Annotated in this window: 19 protein-coding genes; 7 read left to right on the top strand and 12 right to left on the bottom strand. The window is 70.6% G+C overall.

What is annotated here, in order from left to right:
- Nucleotides 1-3: 3 nt before the first annotated feature.
- Together ACE3TA_RS02035 and ACE3TA_RS02030 are read right to left on the bottom strand one after the other, a co-directional pair.
- Nucleotides 4-906, bottom strand: a complete 903-nt coding sequence (locus ACE3TA_RS02035; protein ID WP_374570029.1) for a glycine--tRNA ligase subunit alpha — start codon at nucleotides 904-906, stop codon at nucleotides 4-6.
- A 164-nt stretch (nucleotides 907-1,070) separates the two neighbouring features.
- Nucleotides 1,071-1,685 (bottom strand): fasciclin domain-containing protein, encoded by a 615-nt coding sequence (locus tag ACE3TA_RS02030; protein ID WP_374570028.1) that lies wholly within the window; start codon nucleotides 1,683-1,685, stop codon nucleotides 1,071-1,073.
- Nucleotides 1,686-2,076: 391 nt separating this feature from the next.
- Here ACE3TA_RS02030 and ACE3TA_RS02025 point away from each other — a divergent pair, with 391 nt between their 5' ends.
- Nucleotides 2,077-2,415, top strand: coding sequence for a P-II family nitrogen regulator (locus ACE3TA_RS02025; protein ID WP_374570027.1), 339 nt, complete (start codon nucleotides 2,077-2,079; stop codon nucleotides 2,413-2,415).
- A gap of 35 nt (nucleotides 2,416-2,450) precedes the next feature.
- The gene (locus tag ACE3TA_RS02020) at nucleotides 2,451-3,914 is read left to right on the top strand and encodes an ammonium transporter (RefSeq protein ID WP_374570026.1); all 1,464 of its coding nucleotides are present in this window, start codon (nucleotides 2,451-2,453) and stop codon (nucleotides 3,912-3,914) included.
- Between the two features lie 105 nt (nucleotides 3,915-4,019).
- Here ACE3TA_RS02020 and ACE3TA_RS02015 read toward each other — a convergent pair whose 3' ends face one another.
- From ACE3TA_RS02015 to ACE3TA_RS02005, 3 genes are all read right to left on the bottom strand, one after another.
- On the bottom strand, nucleotides 4,020-4,901 hold the full coding sequence (locus tag ACE3TA_RS02015; protein WP_374570025.1) for a 4-(cytidine 5'-diphospho)-2-C-methyl-D-erythritol kinase: 882 nt from the start codon (nucleotides 4,899-4,901) through the stop codon (nucleotides 4,020-4,022).
- Nucleotides 4,902-4,907: 6 nt separating this feature from the next.
- Nucleotides 4,908-6,515 (bottom strand): tetratricopeptide repeat protein, encoded by a 1,608-nt coding sequence (locus ACE3TA_RS02010; RefSeq protein WP_374570024.1) that lies wholly within the window; start codon nucleotides 6,513-6,515, stop codon nucleotides 4,908-4,910.
- Nucleotides 6,516-6,676: 161 nt separating this feature from the next.
- Entirely contained in the window at nucleotides 6,677-8,350 is a 1,674-nt protein-coding gene (locus ACE3TA_RS02005; protein WP_374570023.1) for an electron transfer flavoprotein-ubiquinone oxidoreductase, read from the bottom strand.
- A 136-nt stretch (nucleotides 8,351-8,486) separates the two neighbouring features.
- Between ACE3TA_RS02005 and ACE3TA_RS02000 the strand changes: the two genes are divergently transcribed.
- Complete coding sequence (locus ACE3TA_RS02000) at nucleotides 8,487-9,317, top strand: uracil-DNA glycosylase (RefSeq protein ID WP_374570022.1); 831 nt, start codon at nucleotides 8,487-8,489, stop codon at nucleotides 9,315-9,317.
- 66 nt (nucleotides 9,318-9,383) lie between these two features.
- Nucleotides 9,384-10,970: a lytic transglycosylase domain-containing protein gene (locus ACE3TA_RS01995; RefSeq protein WP_374570021.1), complete on the top strand. Its 1,587-nt coding sequence runs from the start codon at nucleotides 9,384-9,386 to the stop codon at nucleotides 10,968-10,970.
- On the opposite strand, the gene ACE3TA_RS01990 is transcribed toward ACE3TA_RS01995, so the two are convergent.
- On the bottom strand, nucleotides 10,967-11,431 hold the full coding sequence (locus ACE3TA_RS01990) for a glycosyltransferase (RefSeq protein ID WP_374570020.1): 465 nt from the start codon (nucleotides 11,429-11,431) through the stop codon (nucleotides 10,967-10,969). The genes ACE3TA_RS01995 and ACE3TA_RS01990 overlap by 4 nt on opposite strands.
- A 77-nt stretch (nucleotides 11,432-11,508) precedes the next feature.
- On the opposite strand from ACE3TA_RS01990, the gene ACE3TA_RS01985 reads away from it, so the two are divergent.
- A complete protein-coding gene (locus tag ACE3TA_RS01985) occupies nucleotides 11,509-12,588 on the top strand; it encodes a PA0069 family radical SAM protein (RefSeq protein WP_374570019.1) in 1,080 nt (359 codons plus the stop codon).
- Nucleotides 12,589-12,711: 123 nt separating this feature from the next.
- Here ACE3TA_RS01985 and ACE3TA_RS01980 read toward each other — a convergent pair whose 3' ends face one another.
- Complete coding sequence (locus tag ACE3TA_RS01980; RefSeq protein ID WP_374571103.1) at nucleotides 12,712-13,920, bottom strand: class I SAM-dependent RNA methyltransferase; 1,209 nt, start codon at nucleotides 13,918-13,920, stop codon at nucleotides 12,712-12,714.
- A 271-nt stretch (nucleotides 13,921-14,191) separates the two neighbouring features.
- On the opposite strand from ACE3TA_RS01980, the gene ACE3TA_RS01975 reads away from it, so the two are divergent.
- Together ACE3TA_RS01975 and ACE3TA_RS01970 are read left to right on the top strand one after the other, a co-directional pair.
- Entirely contained in the window at nucleotides 14,192-14,608 is a 417-nt protein-coding gene (locus tag ACE3TA_RS01975) for a glycine zipper 2TM domain-containing protein (RefSeq protein WP_374570018.1), read from the top strand.
- Nucleotides 14,609-14,649: 41 nt separating this feature from the next.
- Nucleotides 14,650-15,231, top strand: a complete 582-nt coding sequence (locus ACE3TA_RS01970) for a glycine zipper 2TM domain-containing protein (protein ID WP_374570017.1) — start codon at nucleotides 14,650-14,652, stop codon at nucleotides 15,229-15,231.
- A gap of 142 nt (nucleotides 15,232-15,373) precedes the next feature.
- On the opposite strand, the gene ACE3TA_RS01965 is transcribed toward ACE3TA_RS01970, so the two are convergent.
- The 5 genes from ACE3TA_RS01965 to ACE3TA_RS01945 all read right to left on the bottom strand — a co-directional run bounded on the left by ACE3TA_RS01965 (nucleotide 15,374) and on the right by ACE3TA_RS01945 (nucleotide 22,962).
- Complete coding sequence (locus tag ACE3TA_RS01965) at nucleotides 15,374-16,108, bottom strand: TlyA family RNA methyltransferase (protein ID WP_374571101.1); 735 nt, start codon at nucleotides 16,106-16,108, stop codon at nucleotides 15,374-15,376.
- A 7-nt stretch (nucleotides 16,109-16,115) separates the two neighbouring features.
- On the bottom strand, nucleotides 16,116-17,876 hold the full coding sequence (locus tag ACE3TA_RS01960; protein WP_374570016.1) for a class I adenylate-forming enzyme family protein: 1,761 nt from the start codon (nucleotides 17,874-17,876) through the stop codon (nucleotides 16,116-16,118).
- A gap of 106 nt (nucleotides 17,877-17,982) precedes the next feature.
- Nucleotides 17,983-19,518 carry a S10 family peptidase gene (locus ACE3TA_RS01955; RefSeq protein WP_374570015.1) on the bottom strand — a complete coding sequence of 512 codons (1,536 nt, stop codon included), beginning with the start codon at nucleotides 19,516-19,518 and terminating at the stop codon, nucleotides 17,983-17,985.
- An 83-nt stretch (nucleotides 19,519-19,601) separates the two neighbouring features.
- Nucleotides 19,602-22,265, bottom strand: coding sequence for a valine--tRNA ligase (locus ACE3TA_RS01950; protein ID WP_374570014.1), 2,664 nt, complete (start codon nucleotides 22,263-22,265; stop codon nucleotides 19,602-19,604).
- A 136-nt stretch (nucleotides 22,266-22,401) separates the two neighbouring features.
- A complete protein-coding gene (locus ACE3TA_RS01945; RefSeq protein WP_374570013.1) occupies nucleotides 22,402-22,962 on the bottom strand; it encodes a DUF2497 domain-containing protein in 561 nt (186 codons plus the stop codon).
- Nucleotides 22,963-23,033: the final 71 nt, after the last annotated feature.

Genomic DNA, 23,033 nt, shown 5'->3' with positions numbered 1-23,033 from the left:
GGACTAGCCGTTGCCCCCTTCATTGGCCACCCAGGCCTGGGCGCACATCTTGGTCAGTTCGCGGATGCGGCCGATGTAGCTCTGGCGTTCGGCCACGGCGATCGCGCCGCGCGCGTCCATCAGGTTGAACAGGTGGCTGGCCTTGAGCACGTGGTCGTAGGCCGGCAGCACGATCGCCTGCCCCTGCGGGCCCTTCATGGCCAGCAGGCGCGGCACCTGGCGCTCCATGTCCTCGAACTGCCGCTTCAGGACCTCGACGTCATAGCCTTCGAAGTTGGCCGTCGACTGCTGGCGCTCGTTCTCCAGGAACACGTCGCCGTAGGTCTGCGGCGCCGGGCCGTCCGGGTCGTTGAAGGCCAGCTCGGTGAAGTGGTCCACGCCCTGCAGGTACATGGCCAGCCGCTCCAGCCCGTAGGTCAGCTCGCCGGACACCGGCCACACGTCCAGCCCGCCCACCTGCTGGAAGTAGGTGTACTGGGTCACTTCCATCCCGTCGCACCAGACTTCCCAGCCCAGGCCCCAGGCGCCGACCGTGGGGTTCTCCCAGTCGTCCTCTACGAATCGGATGTCGTGCAGGCGCGTGTCCAGACCGATGGCCCGCAGCGAACCGAGGTAGAGGTCCTGCAGGTCGTCGGGGTTCGGCTTCAGGATCACCTGGTACTGATAATAGTGCTGCAGCCGGTTGGGGTTCTCGCCGTAGCGGCCGTCGGCCGGCCGCCGCGAGGGCTGCACATAGGCCGCCCGCCAGGGCTTGGGGCCCAGGGCGCGCAGCACGGTCGCCGGATGCAGGGTGCCCGCGCCGACCTCCACGTCGTGCGGCTGCAGGATCACGCAGCCCTGGCGGCTCCAATAATCATGGAGTTTCAGGATCAGGCCCTGAAACGAAAGCGGCTTTTCAGAGGACATGGAGATGGGCGTATTCGGGGGCGCAAAAAAAGTCGGCGGACCATAGGGCCCGCCGATCCTCGCTTCAAGACGCGCCCGAAAAGCTTTCAGTCGCCGTCGGCCGCGGAGCGTTCGCCGGCGCGCGGCGAAGGCTCCAGCCGCCCCCGCCGCCGCCGGGCGTCGTCTTAGTGCTGCGGTTCGGCCGGCGCTTCGGCCGCCGGCTCGGCGGCCGCAGGCGGCGGCGTCCAGTCCGGGTTCAGCACCTTGTCGATCACGTGGATGACGCCGTTGGTGGCCATCACGTCGGTCTGCACGACGTCGGCGTCGTTGACCATGATGTGGTCGCCGCTGCCGTCGATCTCCACGTTGACGCCCGCCACCGTCGGCACCGGACCCTTCGCGCCCTTGAACTTGGAGGAATCCAGGCTCGCGTTGACGATGTGGTAGATCAGCAGCTTCTGCAGCGCCGCGCGGTTGTCGGGCGACATCAGCTTGTCCAGTTCGCCCGGCGGCAGCGCCGCGAAGGCCGCGTCGGTCGGCATGAACACGGTGATGTTCTTCGTCTGGCTCAGAAGGTTCGTCAGGTTCGTGGCGTCGACCGCCTTGAGGAAGGTCGTGAACTGGCCCGACATGCGCGCGGTCGTGACGATGTCGCCCTGCGCGACCACCTTGGGCGCCTCGGCGGCCGTGGCGGGCGGCGACGCACCGGCCGGCTGTGCGGCGTCGGTGGGCTGGGCCTGAGCGGCGCCGGCCATCATGGCCGCCACGGCGGCGGCGGTCAGCAGTCGATTAAAATACATTACAGTCCTCTTGCCGTTGGTGGGGGCCGTCGCGCCCCGCTTCCGTCAGAACGTCCGCGGGACTGGGCCCGGCCGACGGGCGCCTTTTACGCCTGTTGACCGACAGGGTTGCGGCGCTCACGGGTTCGTGAACGCCTGCCTCGGGACGGCCTCATTTCCGCCTGCGCAGCGACCACCCAGCCCGGATTTCGCACATAGATTGGGCGCCGGAGGCGCTTCGCCGCCCGTTTTTTGGGCTCGCGCAACCTTTCCTTGATCAGAGGTTACCGCACGCGTCCGCCTTCGGGTCCCTGTCGATAGCGTCAACTTCGCCGTCGAACAGCAAGATCATGACGGCTCGGATAACCACGAGGGGCGCGGGCCAGTCTTCTGGCTGCGCGGGAGCGAGCGGATGAAACTGATCATGGCGATCGTCAAACCCTTCAAGCTGGACGATGTGCGCGAAGCGCTCGTCGCCGCCGGCGTTGAAGGCCTGACGGTCTCGGAAGTGAAGGGGTATGGCCGGCAAAAGGGCCAGACCGAGATCTATCGGGGCGCGGAGTACCAAGTGAACTTTGTGCCGAAGGTGAAACTGGAGGCCGTGGTCGACGACGCTGCGGCGTCGAAGGCCGTGGAGGCCGTCAAGGCAGCCGCCGCCACCGGCAAGATCGGTGACGGGAAGATCTTCGTGCTCAACGTCGAGGACGCCGTGCGCATCCGCACCGGCGAAACCGGCTCGGCCGCGCTCTGACGCGCGCAGTCTACGGGACAAGGGGATTAAGCGAGATGAAGTTCAACCCAATTCAACGGCTGGCCGGGCTAATGCTCGCCGCCGCGATCGTCGGGGCGCCTTTGGCGGCTCCGGCCCTGGCGCAGGAGGCGGCGGCGCCGGCCGCGGCCGAAGCGGCCGCGCCAGCGCCTGACGCCGCCGCGCCGGAAGCTGCGGCGCCCGCGCCCGAGGCGGCTGCGCCCGCCGAGGCCGCGCCTGCCGCCGAGGAGGCCGGGCCGCCTCTGATGGCGCACCAGAAGAAGCTGGAACTGGACGGCGGGGCCGCCGCCTGGATCCTGACCTCCACCGCCCTGGTGCTGATGATGACCATCCCGGGTCTGGCGCTGTTCTACGGCGGCATGGTCCGCAAGAAGAACTTCATCGCCACGGTGGCCCAATCCTTCGCCATCACCTGCGTGGTGACGATCGTCTGGATGGCGCTGACCTACGGCATGTCGTTCGGGATCAACCCGTCGGAGGGCTTGAACAAGTACATCGGCAGCTTCGATGTCCTGTTCCTGCACGGCGTGACGATCGACACGGCCTTCGCCGCGGCGCCGCAACTGCCGGAGTTCCTCTGGATCGTCTACCAGATGACCTTCGCGATCATCACCCCGGCCCTGATCGCCGGCGCCTTCGCCGAGCGCATGAAGTTCTCGGCCCTGCTGCTGTTCATGGTCCTGTGGTCGATCTTCGTCTACGCGCCGATCTGCCACTGGGTGTGGGGCGGCGGCTGGCTCGGCGGCATGGGCGTGCTCGACTTCGCCGGCGGCACCGTGGTGCACATCAACGCCGGTGTCGCGGGTCTGGTCTGCGCGCTCGTCATGGGCCCCCGCAAGGGCTACGGCACCGAGAACATGGCGCCGAACAACCTGGTCTTCACCATGGTCGGCGCCAGCCTGCTGTGGGTCGGCTGGTTCGGCTTCAACGCCGGTTCGGAATGGGCCGCTGACGGCCTGGCCTCCGCGGCCATGCTGAACACGCAAGTGGCCACCGCCGCTGCGGCCATGGCCTGGATGACCGTGGAGTGGATCGAGCGCAAGAAGCCCGGCATGCTGGGTCTCGCCTCGGGCGCGGTCGCCGGCCTGGTGGCCATCACCCCGGCCGCCGGCTTCGTGAACCCGCAAGGCGCGCTGATCGTCGGCCTGGCCGGCGGCGTGGCGGGCTACGCCGGCGCGGTCTGGATCAAGAAGGCCTTCAAGTACGACGACAGCCTGGACGCCTTCGGCGTGCACGGCATCGCCGGCATCACCGGCGCCCTGCTCACGGGCGTCCTGGCGGACAAGGCGATCAACAGCGCTGGCGAAGGCGCCAGCATCATGAAGCAGCTCATGGGCGTCAGCGCCACCATCGTGTGGTCGGGCGTCATGACCTTCGTGATCCTGATGATCTGCAAGTTCACCACCGGCCTGCGGGTGTCCGAGGAGGGCGAAGTCGAGGGCCTCGACATGGCGCTGCATGGGGAAGCCCTGCACGAGTAGGGCTGGCGCCAGTCCTGGCTTAAGGAGCGGGGGTCCTTCGGGGCCCCCGCTTTCGTTTTGGGCTTATGTTCGGGCTTGCGCCGGAACCGTCGCCCGGCCGGGGCCTCAGCCCCAGGGACCGCCCAGGCGGCAGCGCCTGACCCACCAGTCGGGCCGCAGGCCCGCCAGCCGCCCGGCCAGGCTCTCGGCCTCGTAGTCTCCCGCGCACAGGGCAAAGCAGGTGGCGCCCGACCCGGTCATGCGCGCCAGCAGCGTCTCCGGCTCGTCCTGCAGGCAGGCCAGCACGTCGCCGATCTGGGGCGCGAGCCCCACCGCCGGCGCCTGCAGGTCGTTACGCTGGCCAAGCAGCCAGGCGGCCAGTTCCTCGACGCCCTCGAACGCCTCGGGCATGGGCGGCGGCGTCACGTCCGAGAAGCTCCCCGCCGCGTCCAGGGCGCGGAACACCGCCGGGGTCGACACCGGCGTGCGCGGATTGACCAGCACTGCGTCGACGACGGGCAGGCCCGGCGCCGGCGTCAGGCGCTCTCCCCGCCCCTCGGCGATCACCGGCCTGCCCCACAGGCACGCCGCGCCGTCGGCGCCCAGTTCGGCGGCGATCGCCTCCAGCGTCTCGCCGGAAAGGTTCAGCCCCAGCGCCCCGCTGAGCAGCCGCAGGGCGGCCCCGGCGTCGCTGGAGCCCCCGCCCAGGCCGGAGGCCACCGGCAGCATCTTCTCCAGCATCAGGCCGAAGGGCGGCTTGGGCCCCGGCGTGGCGGCCAGGATCGCCCGCGCCGCCCGCAGCACCAGGTTGTCCCCCTCCCCGGCCAGGTCCTGGGCGAAGGGGCCGTCCACCACCATCTCGATGGCGTCGGCCGGATAGACCGACAGCCGGTCGCCCACGTCGGCGAACACCATCAGGCTGCACAACGGGTGATAGCCGTCCGCCGCGGGCGCGCCCACGTGCAGGAACAGATTGACCTTGGCCGGGGCGAAAGCCTGGAGCGCCATGGACTCTTAGGGCGTGGCCACGCGCGAGGTCTTGGCCGGCCCGGCCGGGCCCAGCCCCGAGGCGAGCTTGGCCTCGGCGTCGGCCTTGATCTTGTCGTCCGGATTGAGCGTCAGCACCCGCTTCCACTGGAACCGGGCCTCGTCCCTGCGCCCGACGCGCCAGTAGGCGTCGCCCAGGTGGTTGTTGATCTCCGGATCGCCCGCCTCCAGCTCGATCGCCTCCTCCAGGAGGTCCACGGCCTTGGCGTAGTCGCCCAGCCGGTAGTGCGCCCAGCCGAGGGAATCGATCATCGCGCCGTTGTGCGGATCGGCGGCCACCGCCTTCTCCACCATGGCCAGCGCCTCCTTCAGGTGCTCGCCCCGGTCGATCCAGGAATAGCCGAGATAATTCAGCAGCTCCGGCTCGTCGGGCCGCAGCTTCAGGGCCGCCTGCATGTCGGCCTCGGCGTCCGGCCAGCGGCCGACGCGCTCGTAGCAGACGCCCCGCGCATAGAGCAGCCGCCAGTCCGGCTCGCTCTCCTCGGCGATCAGGCCCGACAGGATGTCGGCGGCCTCGCCGTAGCGCTCGTCGGCGCGCAGCAGGTCGGCCAGGTTCAGGCGCGCGTCGGCGGCGCCGCCCTCGGCGGCCTCGCGGGCGACCTTGATCGCCGACTCGGAATCGCCGGACGTCTGATAGGCCCAGGCCAGCTTGGCGCGGGCGTCCACGTACTCGGGCGAGCCGGGCCGCACCTTCTCATAGGCGGAGCGGGCCTGTTCGAGCTCGCCGGCGCCGGCCATCACGTCGCCCACCATCACCCAGGCTTCGGCCTTGCGCGGATCCAGCCGCAGGGCCAGCCGCAGATAGGCCAGGCCGAGCTGGTTCTGCTTGGCCGCGAGCATCGCCGCGGCCGGGGCCAGCATCACCTGGGCCGCGCCCTCGCGCAGCGTCGGCGCCGGGGGCGCAGTGCGGCCCGCCGCGGCCCGCTCCCGCGCGGCCAGGATGCTCGAGCGATGCGGATCGGCCGTCAGCGCGGTGTCGTAGAGCGCCACGGCGTCCTTGCGCCGCCCGCGCCGCTCCAGGAAGCCGCCATAGGCCAGGACGGCCATCTCGGTGGTCCGCTCGCCCTCGGCGAGGGCCTTGAAATCGGTCTCGGCCTCGTCGTAGCGCCGCGCGCGCTCGAACAGATAGGCTTGGCCGAGCTCGCCGATGTACTCGACCAGCCGGTCGTCCTTCAGGTTGGGGCGCACCAGCGAGCCGCTGGTGTCGCCGGCCATGGCCGCGGCCCAGGGCGCCAGCAGCGCCGCGGCGCTGCGATGGGGAAATCCGATGTCGTCGCCGTCCAGCAGGGTGCGGGCGTCCTTGCCCTTGCCCTCGGCCATCTCCTCGACGGCGACGGTCAGGAGCCCCAGCCGCCGGCCGCCCTCGGAGGCGTCGTCGCCGGTGGGCGCCAGGGCCGCCGCCTTCTCCACGTCGCCGGCCATCAGCGCGGCGGCGAACGCCCGCTCGGCCACCACGCCGCCGTCCAGGTCGCCGGCCTGCGCGGCCTGTTCGAAATAGTCGGCGGCCTGGGCGTTGCGCCCGTCGTTCAGCGCCGCCTGGCCGGCCAGGAACAGGCCGTACCCGGAGGTCGACATCGGCCCGCCGCCGAAGTCCAAGCCCCCGGCCGCCGCGTCAGGCCCGCTTGGGACCGTCGCACAGGCCGAAAGCAGGACAAGCGGGGCGGCGGCGATCAGAAAAGCAAGACGCATCTGCGGAAACTCGGCTCTTTGGCGCGGCGCCGCAAGTGCGCCACGCGTCACATGTTCGGGTAGTTCGGCCCGTCGCCCCCTTGTGGCGTGGTCCAGTTAATGTTCTGCGAGGGATCCTTGATGTCGCAGGTCTTGCAGTGGACGCAGTTCTGGAAATTGATCTGGAACTTCGGGTTCTTGCCGTCGTCGTCGTAGAGCACCTCATACACCCCCGCCGGGCAGAACAGCCGCGCCGGCTCGCCGAACCGGGGCAGGTTCACCTCGATCGGGATGCTCGGGTCCTTCAGCTTCAGGTGCGCCGGCTGGTTCTCGTCGTGGTTGGTCGACGACAGGAACACCGAGGAGAGCTTGTCGAAGCTGACCTCGTTGTCCGGCTTCGGATAGACGATCGGCTGGTAGTCCTTGGCCAGGCCCGTGGCCGCCGCGTCGGTCTTGCCGTGCTTCAGCGTGCCCCAGGGCGACCAGCCGCCCAGGATGTTGGCCATGATCGCATCGAGCCCGCCCAGGCCGATGCCGGGGATGGTGCCGAACTTCGACCACAAGGGCTTGAAGTTGCGGACGCTCTTCAGCTCCTTGGCGACCCAGGACTTGTGGTAGCTGTCCTCGTAGCCCTTCAGCTCGTCGCTGGACCGGCCGTCCTGGAGGGCGGCGAAGGCGGCCTCGGCGGCCAGCATCCCGCTCTTGACCGCGTTGTGGCTGCCCTTGATGCGCGGCACGTTGACCATGCCCGCCGAGCAGCCCAGGAGCGCCCCGCCGGGGAAGTAGAGCTTGGGCAGCGACTGGTGGCCGCCCTCGGTGATCGCCCGCGCGCCGTAGGCGATGCGCTTGCCGCCCTCCAGATAGGCGCGGATCGCCGGGTGGGTCTTGAAGCGCTGGAACTCGTCGAATGGCGACAGCCAGGGGTTCTTGTAGTTCAGGTGCACCACGAAGCCGATGGCCACGTAGTTGTCCCCGAAGTGGTACATGAAGCTGCCGCCGCCGGTCTGGTTGTTCAGCGGCCAGCCGAAGGTGTGCTGCGTCAGGCCGGATTCGAAGTTCTCGTCGGGAACCTGCCACAGTTCCTTGATGCCGATGCCGAACTTCTGCGGCTCGCGGCCTTCGTCCAGGCCGAACTTGGCGATCAGTTGCTTGGCCAGCGAGCCGCGCACGCCCTCGCCGATGAAGGTGTACTTGGCGTGCAGCTCCACGCCCGGCTGATAGTCGGGGCCCGGCTCGCCGTCCTTGCCGATGCCGAACACGCCGGCCACGACGCCCTTCACCGAGCCGTCCTCGTTGTAGACCACCTCGGAGGCGGCCATGCCCGGATAGATCTCCACCCCCAGGCTCTCGGCGTGCTGGGCCAGCCAGCGGCACACGTTGCCGAGCGAGGCGATGTAGTTGCCGTGGTTCAGCATGAACTTGGGGAACGGCAGCCAGGAGATGTCCAGCTCGCCCTGCGGCCCCAGCACCAGGAACTTGTCGCGCGTCACCGCCGTCTCCAGCGGCACGCCCTGCTCCTTCCAGTCGGGGATCAGCTCGCTGATGCCCTTGGGATCGATCACCGCGCCCGACAGGATGTGGGCGCCCACTTCGGAGCCCTTCTCCAGCACGGCCACGGACACGTCGGTCCCGGCCTCGGCCGCCAGTTGCTTGAGCCGGATCGCGGCGGACAGGCCGGCCGGCCCCGCGCCGACGATGACGACGTCGTACTCCATGGACTCGCGTTCGACGTCTTGGCTCATATCCCCGAAGCTCCCATCTGGCGCGGTCGTGGCCCCCTCGTCCAATCGCCGCGCGGCGTTGATCCCTCGCGCGACTTATCGGAAGCTGATGCGCTGGCGGTCAAGAATAATCAGCCCGCCGCGTTTCAAGGCCCACATGACTGCGACCTCCGCAACAACACCTGATCGGACCGCCGAGAGCCTCCTGGCGTTCTGGGCCGAGGCCGGCGTCGACGCCATGCTGCTGGACGAGCCGATCGACCGGATCGCCGCCGGCAAGATCGCCCCGCCGCGGCCGCCGGAACGCATCCCCGCCGCCCCGCTCAAGCCCGCCCCGGCCGCCGCCCGGAACGCCGGGCCGGACATCTCCAGCGCCGTGGCCGAGGCCCGCCGCCTGGCCGCCGCGGCGCAGGACCTGGACGCCCTGAAGGCCGCCATCGCCGGCTTCGAGGGCTGCCCGCTGCGCTTCGAGGGCGCCGCGCACCAGGCCGTGTTCGCCCGCGGCCGGCCCGACGCGCCGCTCGTCATCGTCGGCGAGGGTCCGGGGGCGGAGGAGGACCAGCGCGGCGAGCCCTTCGTCGGCCGGGCCGGCCGCCTGCTGGACCGCATGCTCGCGGCCGCGGGCCTCACCGACCGGGTGTTCATCACCAACACCGTCTTCTGGCGACCGCCGGGCAACCGCACGCCCAGCCCCTCCGAGCAGATGATCTGCGCCCCGTTCGTCGAGCGGGCCATCGAGCTGATCGCGCCGCGGATGCTGCTGTTCCTGGGCGCGGCGGCGGCCAAGTCGATGCTCAAGCGCGAGGAAGGGATTCTCTCCCTGCGCGGCCGCTGGTTCGAATGGCGCGGCGAGAACGGCCTGGAACTGCCCGCCATGCCGACGCTGCACCCGGCCTTCCTGCTGCGCCAGCCGGCAGCCAAGAAGAAAGCGTGGAGCGACCTCGTGACGCTCACTGAAAGGCTTGATCGGCCGGAGCGCCCTGGTTAAGCCTAACGACGCATCGAAAAAAGGGCCGCGCAGTCAAATCGTTAACGACTGCGCGTGGGGAACGGCATGACGCTCTTGACGCGCATGCGGAGTGTGGCGGGGGCCGCGCTCCTCATCGCCGGCATCGCCAGCCAGGCCGCTGCGGCTCCACAGGCGCTGTCGCCGTGGGACGCTCGACGCTACGCGGCCGCCTTCGCCTCTGTCGAACAGGGCGACTTCATCGGCGCCCAGATGCAGTTGGCCGAGATCAAGGACCAGTCGCTCACCGGCGAGCTGACCTTCCACCAGCTCATGCACCCCTCGGCGCACACCGCCACCTTCCAGGAACTGGCCGACTGGCTGGCCAAGTACGCCGACCTGCCCGGCGCCGACCGGATCTACGCCCTGGCCATGAAGCGCAAGCCGGCCGAGGCGGCGGCGCCCCGCGCGCCGCTGATCGCCTCCGCCGCCTGGGGCGCGGTCGAACGCGCCGCCAGCCGCCTGGCCGGTCCCCTGCCCGGCGATCGCGCCCGCCGCGCGCGCGAAGCCTACTATTCCGGAAACGTCCGCCTGGCCCTGGAGCTGGCGCCGCGCGCCGGCGATCACTGGATCGCGGGCCTGGCCGCCTACCGGCTGAAGGAATACGCCAAGGCCGAAACCTACTTCCAGAAGGTGTCGGAGACCTCGACCGACCCGTGGCTGAAGGCCGCCGGCGGCTTCTGGGCCGCGCGCGCCGCCGACGCGGCCGGCGACAGGGACGCGGTCGAGCCCCTCCTGCGCGTCGCCGCCAAGGAACGCCAGACCTTCTACGGCATGATCGCCGCGCGCCGGCTGAAGCTGGCGCCCGATCCGGCGCCGGTGCAGGTCTCGCAGGCCGCGCCGCGCCTTTCGCCGCTGTTCATTCCCGCCGATTTCGACGGCCCGGCCATGGACCTGCCGCGCTTCGTCAAGACCAACCCGCGCGCCCATCGCGCCGCGGGCCTGGCGCAGATCGGCCTCGTCAACGACGCCGGCCTTGAGCTGCGCGCGGGCCTGACCCTGGCCAAGACCGACGCCGAGCGCAGCCTGTGGACCGCCCTCATCCTGGCGCTGAACGCCCCGCTCACCACGGCCGGCGATTCGACCGTGGGCGGCTTCCGCGACTATCCGACCCCGATCCTGCAGCCGCAGTGGGGCTTCACCGTCGACAAGGCCCTGGTCTACGCGATCGTGCGCCAGGAAAGCCGCTTCAACCCGATGGCGACGTCCGGGGCGGGCGCGGTCGGCCTGATGCAGCTCACGCCCGACGCGGCGGCGCGCGCGGCCGGCGACGACAAGCTGAAGACCGACATGAGCCCCTTGTTCGATCCGTCGTTCAACCTGCGGGTCGGCCAGGAGTATCTGACCTGGCTGATGCAGCGCGGCGTGGGGCCCGATCTGCTGCGTGCTGTGGCCGCCTACAACGCCGGCCCCGGCGTCCTGCAACGCACCGTGCAGATGCTCGGCGACGACACCGACAGCCTGATGGTGATCGAGAGCATGCCGGCTCAGGAGACCCGCAACTACGTCGAAAAAGTCGTGGCCGCCTATTGGGTTTACCGGCGCCTGTTCAACGAGGACACCAACACCCTCGACGCCCTGGCCGCCGGCGCGAAGGTCGCCGACGCCACCTTGGACTTCAAGCTCGGGTTCTAGGACAGCCTGGGCGCGCGCCCGGCGTGGCGGCGCAGGGCGTCCAGGTCCGCGCCCGGCCCCAGCGCCTCCACCGCCGCGCGCTTCAGGAGCACGCCGGCCTTCGACGGCCCCTTCAGCCGCGCCAGCCAGCCCTCCGGCTCGGTCGCGTCCACCAGCAGCGCCGCCCCGCCGCCCCGCTCCAGGTGCGCGACGACCGCCGCGTCCCAGCCGCGGCGCAGGCGCAGGTCCACCGGCAGGGCCAGGATCCAGTCCCCCCGCGCGCGCCGCGCCGCCTCGGCCAGCGGCACGTCCAGCACGTCGGCCCCGGCGTCCTCGCAAAGCTCGTGCGTGCCGTCGCTGGAGCCGCCGTCCAGCACCAGCACCTGGCGCACCAGCCCCTCGGCGGCGGCCGGCACCAGGGCGCTCAAGAGGGCGTGCAGCTCTCGCGCGGCGTTCAGCGTGGGGATGACGGCGGTGATCATGGGCGGAGGAAGCGGCCCGCTTCGGCTTGGGTCAAGAAGTTCTTGTTTTGTTCTTTTCGCCATGCTCCATTGCACCCATGTCCAATGCGGCTCCCCAGTTGCGCGGGCGCGGGGCGCGGTCCAACGCCACCGGCCGCTATGAGGCCCGGCTGCGCGAGGCTTTCGACGACGGCTGGAACGAGGCCGACGCCGAGGTCCCGGCGCTGAAGACCTCCGTCACCCCCGAGGCGGCGCGCGTCATCATCACCCACAACGACAGCCCCGACGTGGGCTTCGACAGCTCGATCAATCCCTACCGGGGCTGCGAGCACGGCTGCATCTACTGCTACGCCCGGCCCGCCCACGCCTATGTCGGGCTCTCGCCCGGCCTCGACTTCGAATCCAAGCTGTTCTTCAAGCCCGAGGCCGGCCGGCTGCTGGAACGAGAGCTCTCCTCCCCCCGCTACAGGCCCGACGTCATCCACATCGGCGGCAACACCGATCCCTATCAGCCGCAGGAGCGGCGCCTGCGCGTCACGCGGGCGGTGCTGGAGGTGCTGCAGCGCTTCTCCCACCCCTTCTCGATCATCACCAAGTCGGCCCTGATCCAGCGCGACCTGGACATCCTGCGCCCCATGGCGGCGCAGGGCCTCGTGCGCGCCGCCATCTCGGTCACCACGCTGGACCGCAGGCTCGCGCGCAGCATGGAGCCCAGGGCCGCCACGCCGCAGCGGCGGGTCGACACCATCCGGCGGCTGTCCGACGCCGGGGTTCCGGTGCTGGCCATGTTCGCCCCGGTGATTCCCGGCCTCAACGACCACGAGATGGAGGCGGTGCTCGAGGCGGTCGCCGACGCCGGGGCCGTCTCGGCGGCCTATGTGGTCCTGCGCCTGCCGCTGGAGATCAAGACGCTGTTCGAGGAGTGGCTGGCCAGCGACCATCCCGACCGCGCCGCGCGGGTGATGTCGCTGGTGCGCCAGACGCGCGGCGGCCAAGCCTATCAGGCCGAGTTCGGCAAGCGCATGAAGGGCCAGGGCCCGATCGCCGACCTCCTGCGCCAGCGCTTCGCCGCCGCCAGGCGCCGCTTCGGCCTGGACGGCGCCCTGCCCGCGCTCGACCTCTCCCGCTTCCGCGTCCCGCCCAGGGCCGGCGACCAGATGGACCTGTTCGGAACCTGAGCCGCGCCCCCGCCCTTTCGGCGACGCCGCCAGAATGCTCCCCCTCTGGGGGAGCTGTCCCGCAGGGACTGAGGGGGACTTCGAGTCATGCTCGCCCTCTGGGGAAGGATTTCAGGCTTCGGCCTAGCGCGAGAACACGCCGATCAGCTCCATGTGCGCCGACCAGAGGAACTGGTCCACCGGCAGCACGCGCTCGAGCGCGAAGCCGGCGTCGATCAGCGTGCGGGCGTCGCGGGCGAAGGTCGCGGGGTTGCACGAGACGCCGATCGCCCGCGCCACGTCCGAGCGGGCGATCTCGGCGGCCTGCTCGGCCGCGCCGGCCCGCGGCGGGTCGAACACCACGCAGTCCACCTTCTTCAGTTCCTCGGCCAGCACCGGCCGGCGCACCAGGTCGCGGGCCTCGGCGGTGATCGCCTTCAGCCCCGGCGCGGTGGCGATGGCCGCGGTCAGGGCGCGCACGGCCTCCCCCGCCCCGTCCGCCGCCAGGACCGGCGCGATCCCGGCCAGGGGGAAGGTGAAGGTGCCCGCCCCGCAGTAGAGGTCGGCGATGCGCTTGGCCCCCGCCGCCTCCGCCGTCACGAACGCCGTCATCGCCGCCTCGGCCTGGGGCGTGGCCTGCAGGAACCCGCCCGCCGGCAGGGCCACGCTCGCCTGGCCGAACCTCACGGTCGGCTGGCGGGCCAGGTAGGCGATCTCCCCGTCCAGGGTCACGCGCGCCAGGTCGGCCTCCGCCGCGGCCTCGGCCAAGCGTAGCCGTGCATCCGCCGACAAACCGCCGCTTTTGCGCTCCACCCCTGAAATATCGACGTCGAGACCGGCGGCCGTGAGCGTCACGTGCAGGGTGGGAGCCGACTTGGGATGTTCGAACAGAGGGGCGGCCAGCCGCGCCAGCGCCGGGAACGCCGCCACGAGGCGCGGATCGGCGATCTCGCAGGCGGAGACCTCCACCAGGCTCCACGACTTGCGCGCCTTGTAGCCCAGGCGCGCGGCCGTCTTGCTCCCCTGCCGCGCGTGCAGCGCCAGGCGCCGGCGCGTGCGTGGCTGGGCGGCGAAGGCCGGCAGGAGTTCGGTCTCGACGTGCTGGCGCGCCAGCGTGGTCCTCAGCCGCTCCACCTTCCAGGCCAGATAGGCGCCGTGCTCCCAGTGCTGCAGGGCGCAGCCGCCGCAGGCGCCGAAGTGCGGGCACGGCGGCGCGACCCGCTCCGGGCTCGCCTGAAGCACCTCCACCAGCTCTCGCCGCTCGCCGCGCCCGGCCAGCCGCACCCGCTCGCCCGGCAGGGTGAAGGGCGCGTAGATCGGACCGGCCGCCACGCCGTCGCCCTCGCCGCCCATGGCCTCGATCACGATCTCGACCACCGGCCCGGCGTCCTGCCCGGCTTCCTGCCCGATTCCGGCCTTCGAACCCGCCTGCGGCCGCCGCGCGGGTCTGGAACGTCGCATGTTCAAACTCTATTTCCCCAGCGGATGCGGTCCGCCCCGCCGCCCCGCGTCCGGCCAGATGAACGAAGATGAACGAACCGCTCAAGCATCGTTCAGCTTGGCCCTGCCATTGTCACGTTCGAAACGCGGCGAGGGGCGCCGCTTATACGCCAAGGAGAGGTCCATGAACCGCACCGTCGTTCTGGCCGTGGCCGCCGCGATCGCCGCGCCGGCCTTCGTCGCCCCGCAATTCGCCGCCGCCCAGTCCGCCCGCAACTACGGCGAGGGCGACATCTGCAAGGCCGAGCAACGCCGCTCGGCCAACACCGGCACCGCCGTCGGCGCGGTCGCCGGCGCCCTGTTCGGCTCGGCCGTCGCCTCGCACGGCCGCAAGACCGAGGGCGCCGTGCTCGGCGGGGCGGTCGGCGCGGTCGCCGGCCACGAGATCGGCAAGCGCCGGGTCAAGTGCCTGAAGTATCCCAAGCGCGTCGCCGCCCGCGCCGACTGCCACTGGGTGCAGGAGTACTACGGCGGCCGCAACCACGACTTCGAAGTCTGCCGCGGACGTGACGGCGTCTGGCGGCCGAGCGGCCGGACCTGAGCCGGGCCGATCGAAGAATCCCGTTTTTCAAGGAGTGTCTGATGTCCAACCGTACCATCATCGCCAAGGGCGCGACCGCCGCGGTCGCGGGCGTCATGGCGCTCACCGGCGCCCTGTCCATCCCCACCTTCGCCGCGGCCCAGTCGGCCGGCTACTACGACGGCGGCTCGTACAACTATGATCCCTGCCGCCGGGCCTCCACCAACCGCGGCACCGTCGGCGCCCTGATCGGCGGCGCCATGGGCGCGGTGATCGGCTCCAACGCCGCCGCCCGCAACGCGCGCACCGAAGGCGCCCTGCTCGGCGGCGCGCTCGGCGCGGCCACCGGCGCGGCCGTGGGCAACCGTTCGGCGGCCTGCACCTCGTCCTACGCCCCGCCGCCGCCGGCCCCGCGCACCAGCTACTACCAGCCGCGCTACGACAACCGGTACTACCAGGGCCGCTACGACGACGACGGCGACCGCGGCTACACCGAGAGCTATTCGGTCACCGAGCGCTCCGGCCCGCCGGCCGATAGCTGCACCCTGGCCGAAAGCCCGATCTACCTGCCCGACGGCCGCGTCCAGAAGCGCTTCGTGCGCGTCTGCCGCGACGACTCCGGCCGCTATCAGGTCGTCGACTAAATCGAACACCCCGGCGCCGCCTGCCCCTACAGGCGTCGGGACTGCGTGCTTGGACCGCTCTTCGCTTAAGTATTGAAGCGCGGACCAGGGCGTCGGAAAGGCCGCTCCGCTCCTCCGCGGGCGGCCTTTCTTGCATCCGGGTTCAGGCCGCCTTGGTCGCCCAGACCAAAAACTCCAGATTGCCGTCGCCTCCGGCGATCGGGCTGTCGGCGCGGCCGCGCAGGCGCCAGCCCGCCGCTTCCAGGAACGCCTCGGCGTCCGTCACGGCCTTCAGCCTCACCGCCTCGTCCTTCACCATCCCGCCCTTGCCCACCTGGGCCGGGCCGGCCTCGAACTGCGGCTTGACCAGGCAGACCAGGTCCGCCCCGGCCGCCGCCAGCGCCAGGGCCGCCGGCAGCGCCTTGGCCAGGCTGATGAAGCTCACGTCGCAGACCACCAGCTCCGGCGCCTCGGGAACCAGCGCCGCCGTCAGGGCGCGCGCGTCCGTGGCCTCCAGCGAGACCACCCGCGGATCGGCCGCGATCTTGGGGTGAAGCTGGCCGCGCCCCACGTCCACGGCGTAGACGCGCGCCGCGCCGCCGGCCAGGCAGACCTCGGTGAAGCCGCCGGTCGAGGCGCCCACGTCCAGCACCACGCGGCCCTCCACGCGCACCGGCCAGATCTCCAGCGCCCGGGCCAGCTTCAGCGCCCCGCGCCCCACCCAGGGATGGGCCGCCTGCGCCGTCAGCTCGGCGTCCGGCTCCAGGAGATCGGAAGCCTTGGCCACCGGCCGCCCGGCCGCCGTCACCCGCCCCGCCTCGATGGCGGCGCGGGCCTTGGCGCGGCTGTCGAACAGGCCGCGCTCGACCAGCAGGACGTCGGCGCGCTTGCGGGTCAGGGCCGGCTCAGGCGTCGGCCCCCTCCTCGGCGAACAGCTTCTTCAGCTCGTTCTTCAGGATCTTGCCGTTGGCGTTGCGCGGCAGGGTCTCGTGCCAGAACTTGACCTTCACCGGCACCTTGAACGCCGCCAGCCGGTCGGCCACGTGGGCGCGCAGCTCGGCCTCGGAGGCTTCCGCGCCCGGCTTCAGCGTCACCACGGCGCCCGGCTCCTCGCCCAGCGTCTTGTGCGGGATGCCGACGATGGCCGCGTCCATCACCGCCGGGTGGTCGTAGAGCACGTTCTCCACCTCCACGCAGTAGATGTTCTCGCCGCCGCGGATCAGCATGTCCTTGGCCCGGTCGACGATGAAGCAGAAGCCCTCCTCGTCCAGCCGCGCCAGGTCGCCCGTGCGCACCCAGCCGTCGACGAAGGTCTGGGCCGTGGCTTCCGGCTTGTTCCAGTAGCCCTTCACGATCATCGGTCCCTTGGCCCACAGCTCGCCGAGTTCGCCGATCGCCAGCTCGGTCACGCCGTCGCCCGGATCCATGATCTTCAGCTCGGCGACGGCGGCGGCCGGCCCGCAGCTGTCGGGGCGGTTGACGTAGTCCTCCGCGCCGTTGCTGGTCACCGTCGCGCAGGTCTCGGTCATGCCCCAGCCCTGGCCGGGCTGCGACTTGGGGAAGGCTTCGCGGATGCGGCGCACCAGCTCCGGCGCCGACGGCGCGCCGCCGTAGGACACCGATTCCAGCGAAGACAGGTCGTAGTTGGCCCGCGCGGGGTGCTCGATGAGCTGCCAGGCGATGGTCGGCACGCCCCCGGCGGACTGGATCTTCTCGCGCTCGATCAGCTCGAAGGCGCGGATCACGTCCCACTTGTACATCATCACCAGCTTGCCGCCGAAGAACAGCATCGGGTTCAGCACGGCGAAGCAGCCGGTGGCGTGGAAGAACGGCACCGACAGCAGGACCGAGCGCTGCGGCGCGTCCGGGTCGGGCGCCGGCGGCGCCTCGCCCCGGCGCAGGAAGTGGCGCACGCCGGCCGCGCCGGCGGTCATGATGTTGGAGTTGATGCCCCGGTGGGTGCCCAGCGCGCCCTTCGGCTTTCCGGTGGTGCCCGAGGTGTAGAAGATCGTCGCCTCGTCGTCCGGGGCGATTTCGCAGGCCGGCAGCGCCTGTTCGGGCAGCGAGGCCCAGTCGTTGGCGCCGCCGATCACGTCCTCCACCTTGGCCACCAGCGGGTGGGCGATCTCCTCGATCTCGCGGGAGACGTAGACCTTCTTCAGCGCCGGGCAGTTGTGGATGTGCTCCTTCAGGCGTTCGAAGCGCTCGGCGTCGACCAGCGCGGCCTTGGCGCCGGAATCGGTCAGGCCGTATTCCAGCTCCGGCCCGGTCCACCAGGCGTTCAGCGGCGTGACGATCGCCCCCAGCGAGGCGGCCGCGTAGAAGGACACCACCCATTCGGGCAGGTTGCGCATGACCACGGCCACGCGGTCGCCCTTGGTCACGCCCTGGGCGGCCAGTTCCGCCGCCAGCGCTGCGACGGCCTTGTAGAACGCCTCGTAGGTGACGCGCTCGTCCTCGTAGACCAGGAACGCCTTGTCCCCGTGGGCCCGGCAGCCCTCCACCAGCGTGCGCAGGGTCGGCGGCTGGTTCTTCCACGACCTGAGCTTCACCCCGTCGACGACCACCTCCTCCATCTCGAAGGGCGAGCCCGCCCCCGTCAGCAGCGCGTGGGCCTGGGCGATGGACATGGCGGGCCAACCGGCGGGCAAAGCAGCCTCGGTCATGGGCGTTCTCCTAATGCACTGGCGCGCCATGACGCCGGCGCGCGTTCTGTCCTAGGTGAACAAGCATAACCTAGCCCGCTAGGCAAACGTCCGTTCGAGGCTGGGTTCAGGAGCGCGCCGCGTAGAGGGCCTTCACGTCGCGCCGGAACGCCGCCTGGCTGTCCGGCCGGCTGTAGAACATGTGCCCGCCCGGATAGACCTTCAGGCTCGCCCGTCCCGGGTCGCCCATGGCCGGCATCTGGTCCAGGATCAGCCGCGAGGCGAAGAACGGGCACGACAGGTCGTCGTAGCCGTGGGCGATCATCACCCGCATCTTGCCGTCCGCCGCCAGCGCCTTGCGCAGGTCGCTCACCGACTCGATGGAGGTGTACCAGTCCTTCTCCCAGGCCTCGTTCACCGCGTTGCTCAGGGCGTTGTAGCGGGCGTCGATCTTCCAGCCGACCGTGCGGGTCATGAAGTCGACCATGGCGCTGGTCGTCGGCGCGATGATCTGGTCCAGGATCGGATCGCCCGTCCGCTGCGGCTGCGACCACGGGAAGGGATCCCAGGCGGTGACGTTGGAATCGTAGACGCTCGCGAGCTTGCCCTGGTCGCGATAGAGCTCGCGCAGGAAGGTCGCCGGATCGACGCGCCCGCCCATCTTCTTCACCAGCGCCGGGTCCAGGCCCGTGTAGCGGGTCACGTGATCGACGATCCGGGCCACGGCCGCCGGATCGGAGACGCCCTTCATCAGGTCGACGGCGAACTCGCCGCGGGCGTAGTCCTCGACCTCGGCCAGGGTCTGCGCGTTCAGCGGCTTGCCGTCGCGCTCCAGCTTGGCCGCGGCCATCGATGGCAGGTTGACGATCCACGGCATGGGCGAGAAGTCCTCGGCCACCTGCATGTGCGCGTCCAGGAACGGCGAGAGCATGATCACCCCGCTCGGCCCCACGCCCAGTTCGGTCTGCAGGAAGCGGGCGATGCTCGGGGCGCGGAAGCCACCGTAGCTCTCGCCCACCACGTACTTCGGCGAGGCCATGCGGCCGTTCTTCACCAGCCAGTCGAAGACGATGCGCGAGAGGTACTCGATGTCCGCCTTGACCTGGAAGAAGTCCTTCTTGGTCTCGTCCTCGTTCACCAGCGAGCGGGAATAGCCGGTGCCGACGGGGTCGATGAACACCAGGTCGGTGAAGTCCAGCCACGTGCCAGCGTTGTCGATCAGCCGCGCCGGCTCGGAGGGGGAATCGCCCTGGGCGCCGAACTGCACGCGCTTAGGCCCGATCGCCCCCAGGTTCAGATAGACCGAGGCCGCCCCTGGCCCGCCGTTGAAGGCGAAGGTGACCGGCCGGTTCGGATCGCGCGGCCCGTCCAGCACATAGGCGGTGTAGACCACCTCGCCGATCTTCTCGCCCTTGTCGTCGCGCACGGGCAGCGAGCCGACGGTGGCGGTGTAGTTCAGCGTCTTGCCGTCCAGCTTGATCGACTGCTTGACGCTGGCGTCGGCCGGCAGCGGCGGCAGGTCGAGGAACTTGTCGTCCTTGGGCTTGTCCGCCTTGGCCTCGGCCTTCGCCGGGGCGTCGGCCGCCAGCGCCGGCGCGGTCGCCGTCCAAAGGCCGAACGCGGCCGCCGCGGCCAGCGCCGCCGCCTTGATCAGTATGCGCATGGGGGTCCCTCCAACGGGCCCCACCATGGCGTAACCGGCCGTCACCTCAAGTTAAACCTGAGCAAGATGTGACGGGGCCTCGCCTAGAGGCCGGTCAGCCGTCCCAGGGCCGCTTCCAGCTTGGCCTTCGCCGCCTCGGCCTCGGCCAGCCGCTCGCGGTTCTCCTCCACCACCTCTTCCGGCGCGCGGGCGACGAAGTCGGGGTTGGAAAGCTTCTTGGCCGTGCGCTCGGCGTCGGTCGTGAGGGCCGCGATCTCCTTGGTCAGGCGCGCGCGCTCGGCGGCCAGGTCGATGAACTCGGCCACCGGCAGGGCCAGGGTCGCGCCCTCCACGACGTAGGGGATCGCCCCTTCCGGCGCGGCGGCCTCGACGCGCACCTCGCTGACGCGCAGGGTCTGGCCGATCACCGCGGCGTTGGCGAGCAGGGTCTGGCGCTGGGCCTCGTCGGCCTCGATGACCAGCAGCGGCGGCCGCGCGGCCGGCGGCACGTTGAGCTCGGCGCGCACCGAGCGGCCTTCGCTGACCGCGGCGATGATCAGGCCGATCTCCGCGTCGGCGGCCGGATCGACCAGGCTCTGCGGCAGCTCCGGCCAGGGCGCGACCATCAGGAAGCCGGCGTGGTCGCGCGGCGCGCCCTCCCCCGCCGTCTGCGCCCACAGCTCCTCGGTCAGGAACGGCATGACCGGGTGCAAGAGCTTCAGGATCACGTCCAGCACCCAGGCCGCGGTCGCCTGGGTCTCGGCCTTGGCGGCCGCGTCCTCGCCGTTCAGGATCGGCTTGGCCAGTTCCACGTACCAGTCGCAGAACACGTTCCAGATGAAGCGGTAGAGCGTCCCCGTGGCCTCGTCGTAGCCGCAGCCGTCCAGCGCCTCGGTCACCGCCTTGGCCGTGCGGGCGGTCTCGCCGACGATCCACTTGTTCAGCGTGGTCTTCACCGCGGCAGGATCGAAGCTCGCCGCCCGCGCGCAGCCGTTCATCTGGCAGAAGCGCGTGGCGTTCCACAGCTTGGTGCCGAAATTGCGATAGCCCTCAATGCGCTGGCGCGAGAGCTTGATGTCGCGCGCCTGGCCGGACATCGCCGCCAGGGTGAAGCGCAGGGCGTCGGCGCCGTAGTCGTCCACCAGCTCCAGGGGGTCCATCACGTTGCCCTTGGACTTGGACATCTTCTTGCCCTCGGCGTCGCGGACCAGGGCGTTGATGAAGACCCGCTTGAACGGAACCTCGCCGGTGAAGTGCAGGCCCATCATCATCATCCGGGCGACCCAGAAGAAGATGATGTCGAAGCCGGTGATCAGGGTGTTGGTCGGATAGAACCGCTCCAGGTCGGCGGTCTTCTCCGGCCAGCCCAGGGTCGAGAACGGCCACAGCCCGGACGAAAACCAGGTGTCCAGCACGTCCTCGTCCTGGCGCAGGACTTCATCGCGGCCGTAGCGTTCACGTGCTTGGTCGGCGGCTTGCTGAACCGTCTCGGCGACGAAGATCGCACCGTCCGGCCCGTACCAGGCCGGGATGCGGTGGCCCCACCAGAGCTGGCGCGAGACGCACCAGGGCTGGATGTTGCGCATCCACTCGAAGTAGGTCTTCTCCCAGTGGCGCGGCTCGAAGACGGTTTCGCCCTCCTCCACCGCCTTGATCGCCGGGCGCGCCAGCACCTCGGCGTTCACGTACCACTGGTCGGTCAGATAGGGCTCCACCGGCACGCCGGAGCGGTCGCCGTGCGGAACCACGTGCCGGGTCCGCTCGATCTCGCGCAGCAGGCCCAGCTCCTCCATCGTCTCGACCACCTTCTTGCGGGCGGCGAAACGGTCCAGGCCGCGGAACGCGGCCGGGGCCTCGTCGTTGATGCGCGCGAAGTCGTCCATCACGTTGATGGCCGGCAGGTTGTGGCGCTTGCCCACCATGAAGTCGTTGAAGTCGTGCGCGGGCGTGATCTTCACCGCCCCCGAGCCCTTCTCCGGGTCGGCGTAGTCGTCGGCGATGATCGGGATCGGCCGGCCGACGATCGGCAGGCGCACGCACTTGCCGACAAGGCCCTTGTAGCGCTCGTCGTCCGGATGCACCGCCACGGCCGTGTCGCCCAGCATCGTCTCTGGCCGCGTGGTGGCCACGACGATCTCGCCGGAGCCGTCCTCCAGCGGATAGGCGAAGTGGTAGTAGGCGCCGTCGACCTCCTTCTGCTCCACCTCCAGGTCGGAGATGGCGGTCTGGAAGAAGGGATCCCAGTTCACCAACCGCTTGTCGCGGTAGATCAGCCCCTCCTTGTAGAGGGTGACGAACACCTTGCGCACGGCGGCCGACAGGCCCTCGTCCAGGGTGAAGCGCTCGCGGCTCCAGTCGCACGAGGCGCCCAGCCGGCGGAGCTGGTTGACGATCATCCCCCCGCTCTCGGCCTTCCATTCCCAGACCTTGGCGACGAACGCCTCGCGGCCCATGTCCCGGCGCGAGATGTTGCCGGCGGCGGCGAGCTGGCGCTCCACCACCATCTGGGTGGCGATGCCGGCGTGGTCGGTGCCCGGAAGCCACAGGGCCGCCTTGCCGCGCATCCGCTCGAAGCGGATCAGCACGTCCTGCAGGGTGTTGTTCAGCGCATGGCCGATGTGCAGCGAGCCCGTCACGTTCGGCGGCGGGATCACGATGGTGAACGGCTCGGCGGCCGGAGCGGTCGTCGGCGCGAACGCGCCGGACCGTTCCCAGGCCTCGTAGAGACGCGGTTCGACGGATTTCGGATCGAAGGTTTTTTCAAGCATGGCGATTTGTCGGCGGTGAATACATTCCCGCTCGCTCCCGCGAAAGCGGGCAGCCAGGCTTTTTCGGGTCACCCCGGATTTCGGACGGACGCCTGGGGCCCCGCCGGGGCGGGGCTGAGCGGGGCTCTATGCAGGCTTAGCGTACTCGGCCGCGGGAAATGCGCTCGACCTCGGCGTCCACCGTGGCCTGCACGATGCGCGGCAGGTTGGCGTCCAGCCAGTCCTTCAGCATCGGGCGCAGCATCTCGCGCACCAGTTGCTCCAGGGTCAGGTCGGCGTTGCCCATCAGGATCGAGGCCGAGAGCTGGCCGAAGGCGCTGGCCGCCGCGCTCGCGGCGACCGGGCCTACCAGGCCCTCTTCCGGCGTCAGGGTGCTGGCTTCCGGCTCGGCGGCCGGAGCGGCGGTGGGCGAATAGACGTCCAGGTCGCCCACGGTCTCGACCTTTTCGGTCAGCTCCAAGACGTCCTCTTCCTCGGCGGGGGCTTCCAGCACCGGCTCGGGTGCGGGCGCCAGCTCCGGTTCCGGCTCTGGCGGCAGCTCCAGCGCCGGGGCCGCCTCGGCCTCGGGCTCCGCCTCCTCCATCGCCTCGGCGGGCGCGCCGCCTTCGGCGTCGTCGCCGTCGTCCTCCGAGATGATGCGCCGGATGGAGGCGAGAATCTCCTCCATCGTCGGTTCTTGAGCGGTCTGGTCGGACATGTCTAAGCCGTGGATAGCGTCGGAGAATCCCGTGCGCCTAGCCTAGGCGCGACGGGCCGATCCTGCAATTT

This window comes from Phenylobacterium sp. (assembly GCF_041916435.1).
In the GTDB taxonomy this organism is placed as follows: domain Bacteria; phylum Pseudomonadota; class Alphaproteobacteria; order Caulobacterales; family Caulobacteraceae; genus Phenylobacterium.
This window is presented reverse-complemented; position numbering and strand designations above follow the sequence as displayed.

Bases quoted from the DNA above. Each gene is read 5' to 3' on its own strand.
- ACE3TA_RS02035 (WP_374570029.1), bottom strand. From the start codon at position 906: ATGTCCTCTGAAAAGCCGCTTTCGTTTCAGGGCCTGATCCTGAAACTC.
- ACE3TA_RS02030 (WP_374570028.1), bottom strand. From the start codon at position 1,685: ATGTATTTTAATCGACTGCTGACCGCCGCCGCCGTGGCGGCCATGATG.
- ACE3TA_RS02025 (WP_374570027.1), top strand. From the start codon at position 2,077: ATGAAACTGATCATGGCGATCGTCAAACCCTTCAAGCTGGACGATGTG.
- ACE3TA_RS02020 (WP_374570026.1), top strand. From the start codon at position 2,451: ATGAAGTTCAACCCAATTCAACGGCTGGCCGGGCTAATGCTCGCCGCC.
- ACE3TA_RS02015 (WP_374570025.1), bottom strand. From the start codon at position 4,901: ATGGCGCTCCAGGCTTTCGCCCCGGCCAAGGTCAATCTGTTCCTGCAC.
- ACE3TA_RS02010 (WP_374570024.1), bottom strand. From the start codon at position 6,515: ATGTCGACCTCCGGGTACGGCCTGTTCCTGGCCGGCCAGGCGGCGCTG.
- ACE3TA_RS02005 (WP_374570023.1), bottom strand. From the start codon at position 8,350: ATGAGCCAAGACGTCGAACGCGAGTCCATGGAGTACGACGTCGTCATC.
- ACE3TA_RS02000 (WP_374570022.1), top strand. From the start codon at position 8,487: ATGACTGCGACCTCCGCAACAACACCTGATCGGACCGCCGAGAGCCTC.
- ACE3TA_RS01995 (WP_374570021.1), top strand. From the start codon at position 9,384: ATGACGCTCTTGACGCGCATGCGGAGTGTGGCGGGGGCCGCGCTCCTC.
- ACE3TA_RS01990 (WP_374570020.1), bottom strand. From the start codon at position 11,431: ATGATCACCGCCGTCATCCCCACGCTGAACGCCGCGCGAGAGCTGCAC.
- ACE3TA_RS01985 (WP_374570019.1), top strand. From the start codon at position 11,509: ATGTCCAATGCGGCTCCCCAGTTGCGCGGGCGCGGGGCGCGGTCCAAC.
- ACE3TA_RS01980 (WP_374571103.1), bottom strand. From the start codon at position 13,920: ATGGGCGGCGAGGGCGACGGCGTGGCGGCCGGTCCGATCTACGCGCCC.
- ACE3TA_RS01975 (WP_374570018.1), top strand. From the start codon at position 14,192: ATGAACCGCACCGTCGTTCTGGCCGTGGCCGCCGCGATCGCCGCGCCG.
- ACE3TA_RS01970 (WP_374570017.1), top strand. From the start codon at position 14,650: ATGTCCAACCGTACCATCATCGCCAAGGGCGCGACCGCCGCGGTCGCG.
- ACE3TA_RS01960 (WP_374570016.1), bottom strand. From the start codon at position 17,876: ATGACCGAGGCTGCTTTGCCCGCCGGTTGGCCCGCCATGTCCATCGCC.
- ACE3TA_RS01955 (WP_374570015.1), bottom strand. From the start codon at position 19,518: ATGCGCATACTGATCAAGGCGGCGGCGCTGGCCGCGGCGGCCGCGTTC.
- ACE3TA_RS01950 (WP_374570014.1), bottom strand. From the start codon at position 22,265: ATGCTTGAAAAAACCTTCGATCCGAAATCCGTCGAACCGCGTCTCTAC.
- ACE3TA_RS01945 (WP_374570013.1), bottom strand. From the start codon at position 22,962: ATGTCCGACCAGACCGCTCAAGAACCGACGATGGAGGAGATTCTCGCC.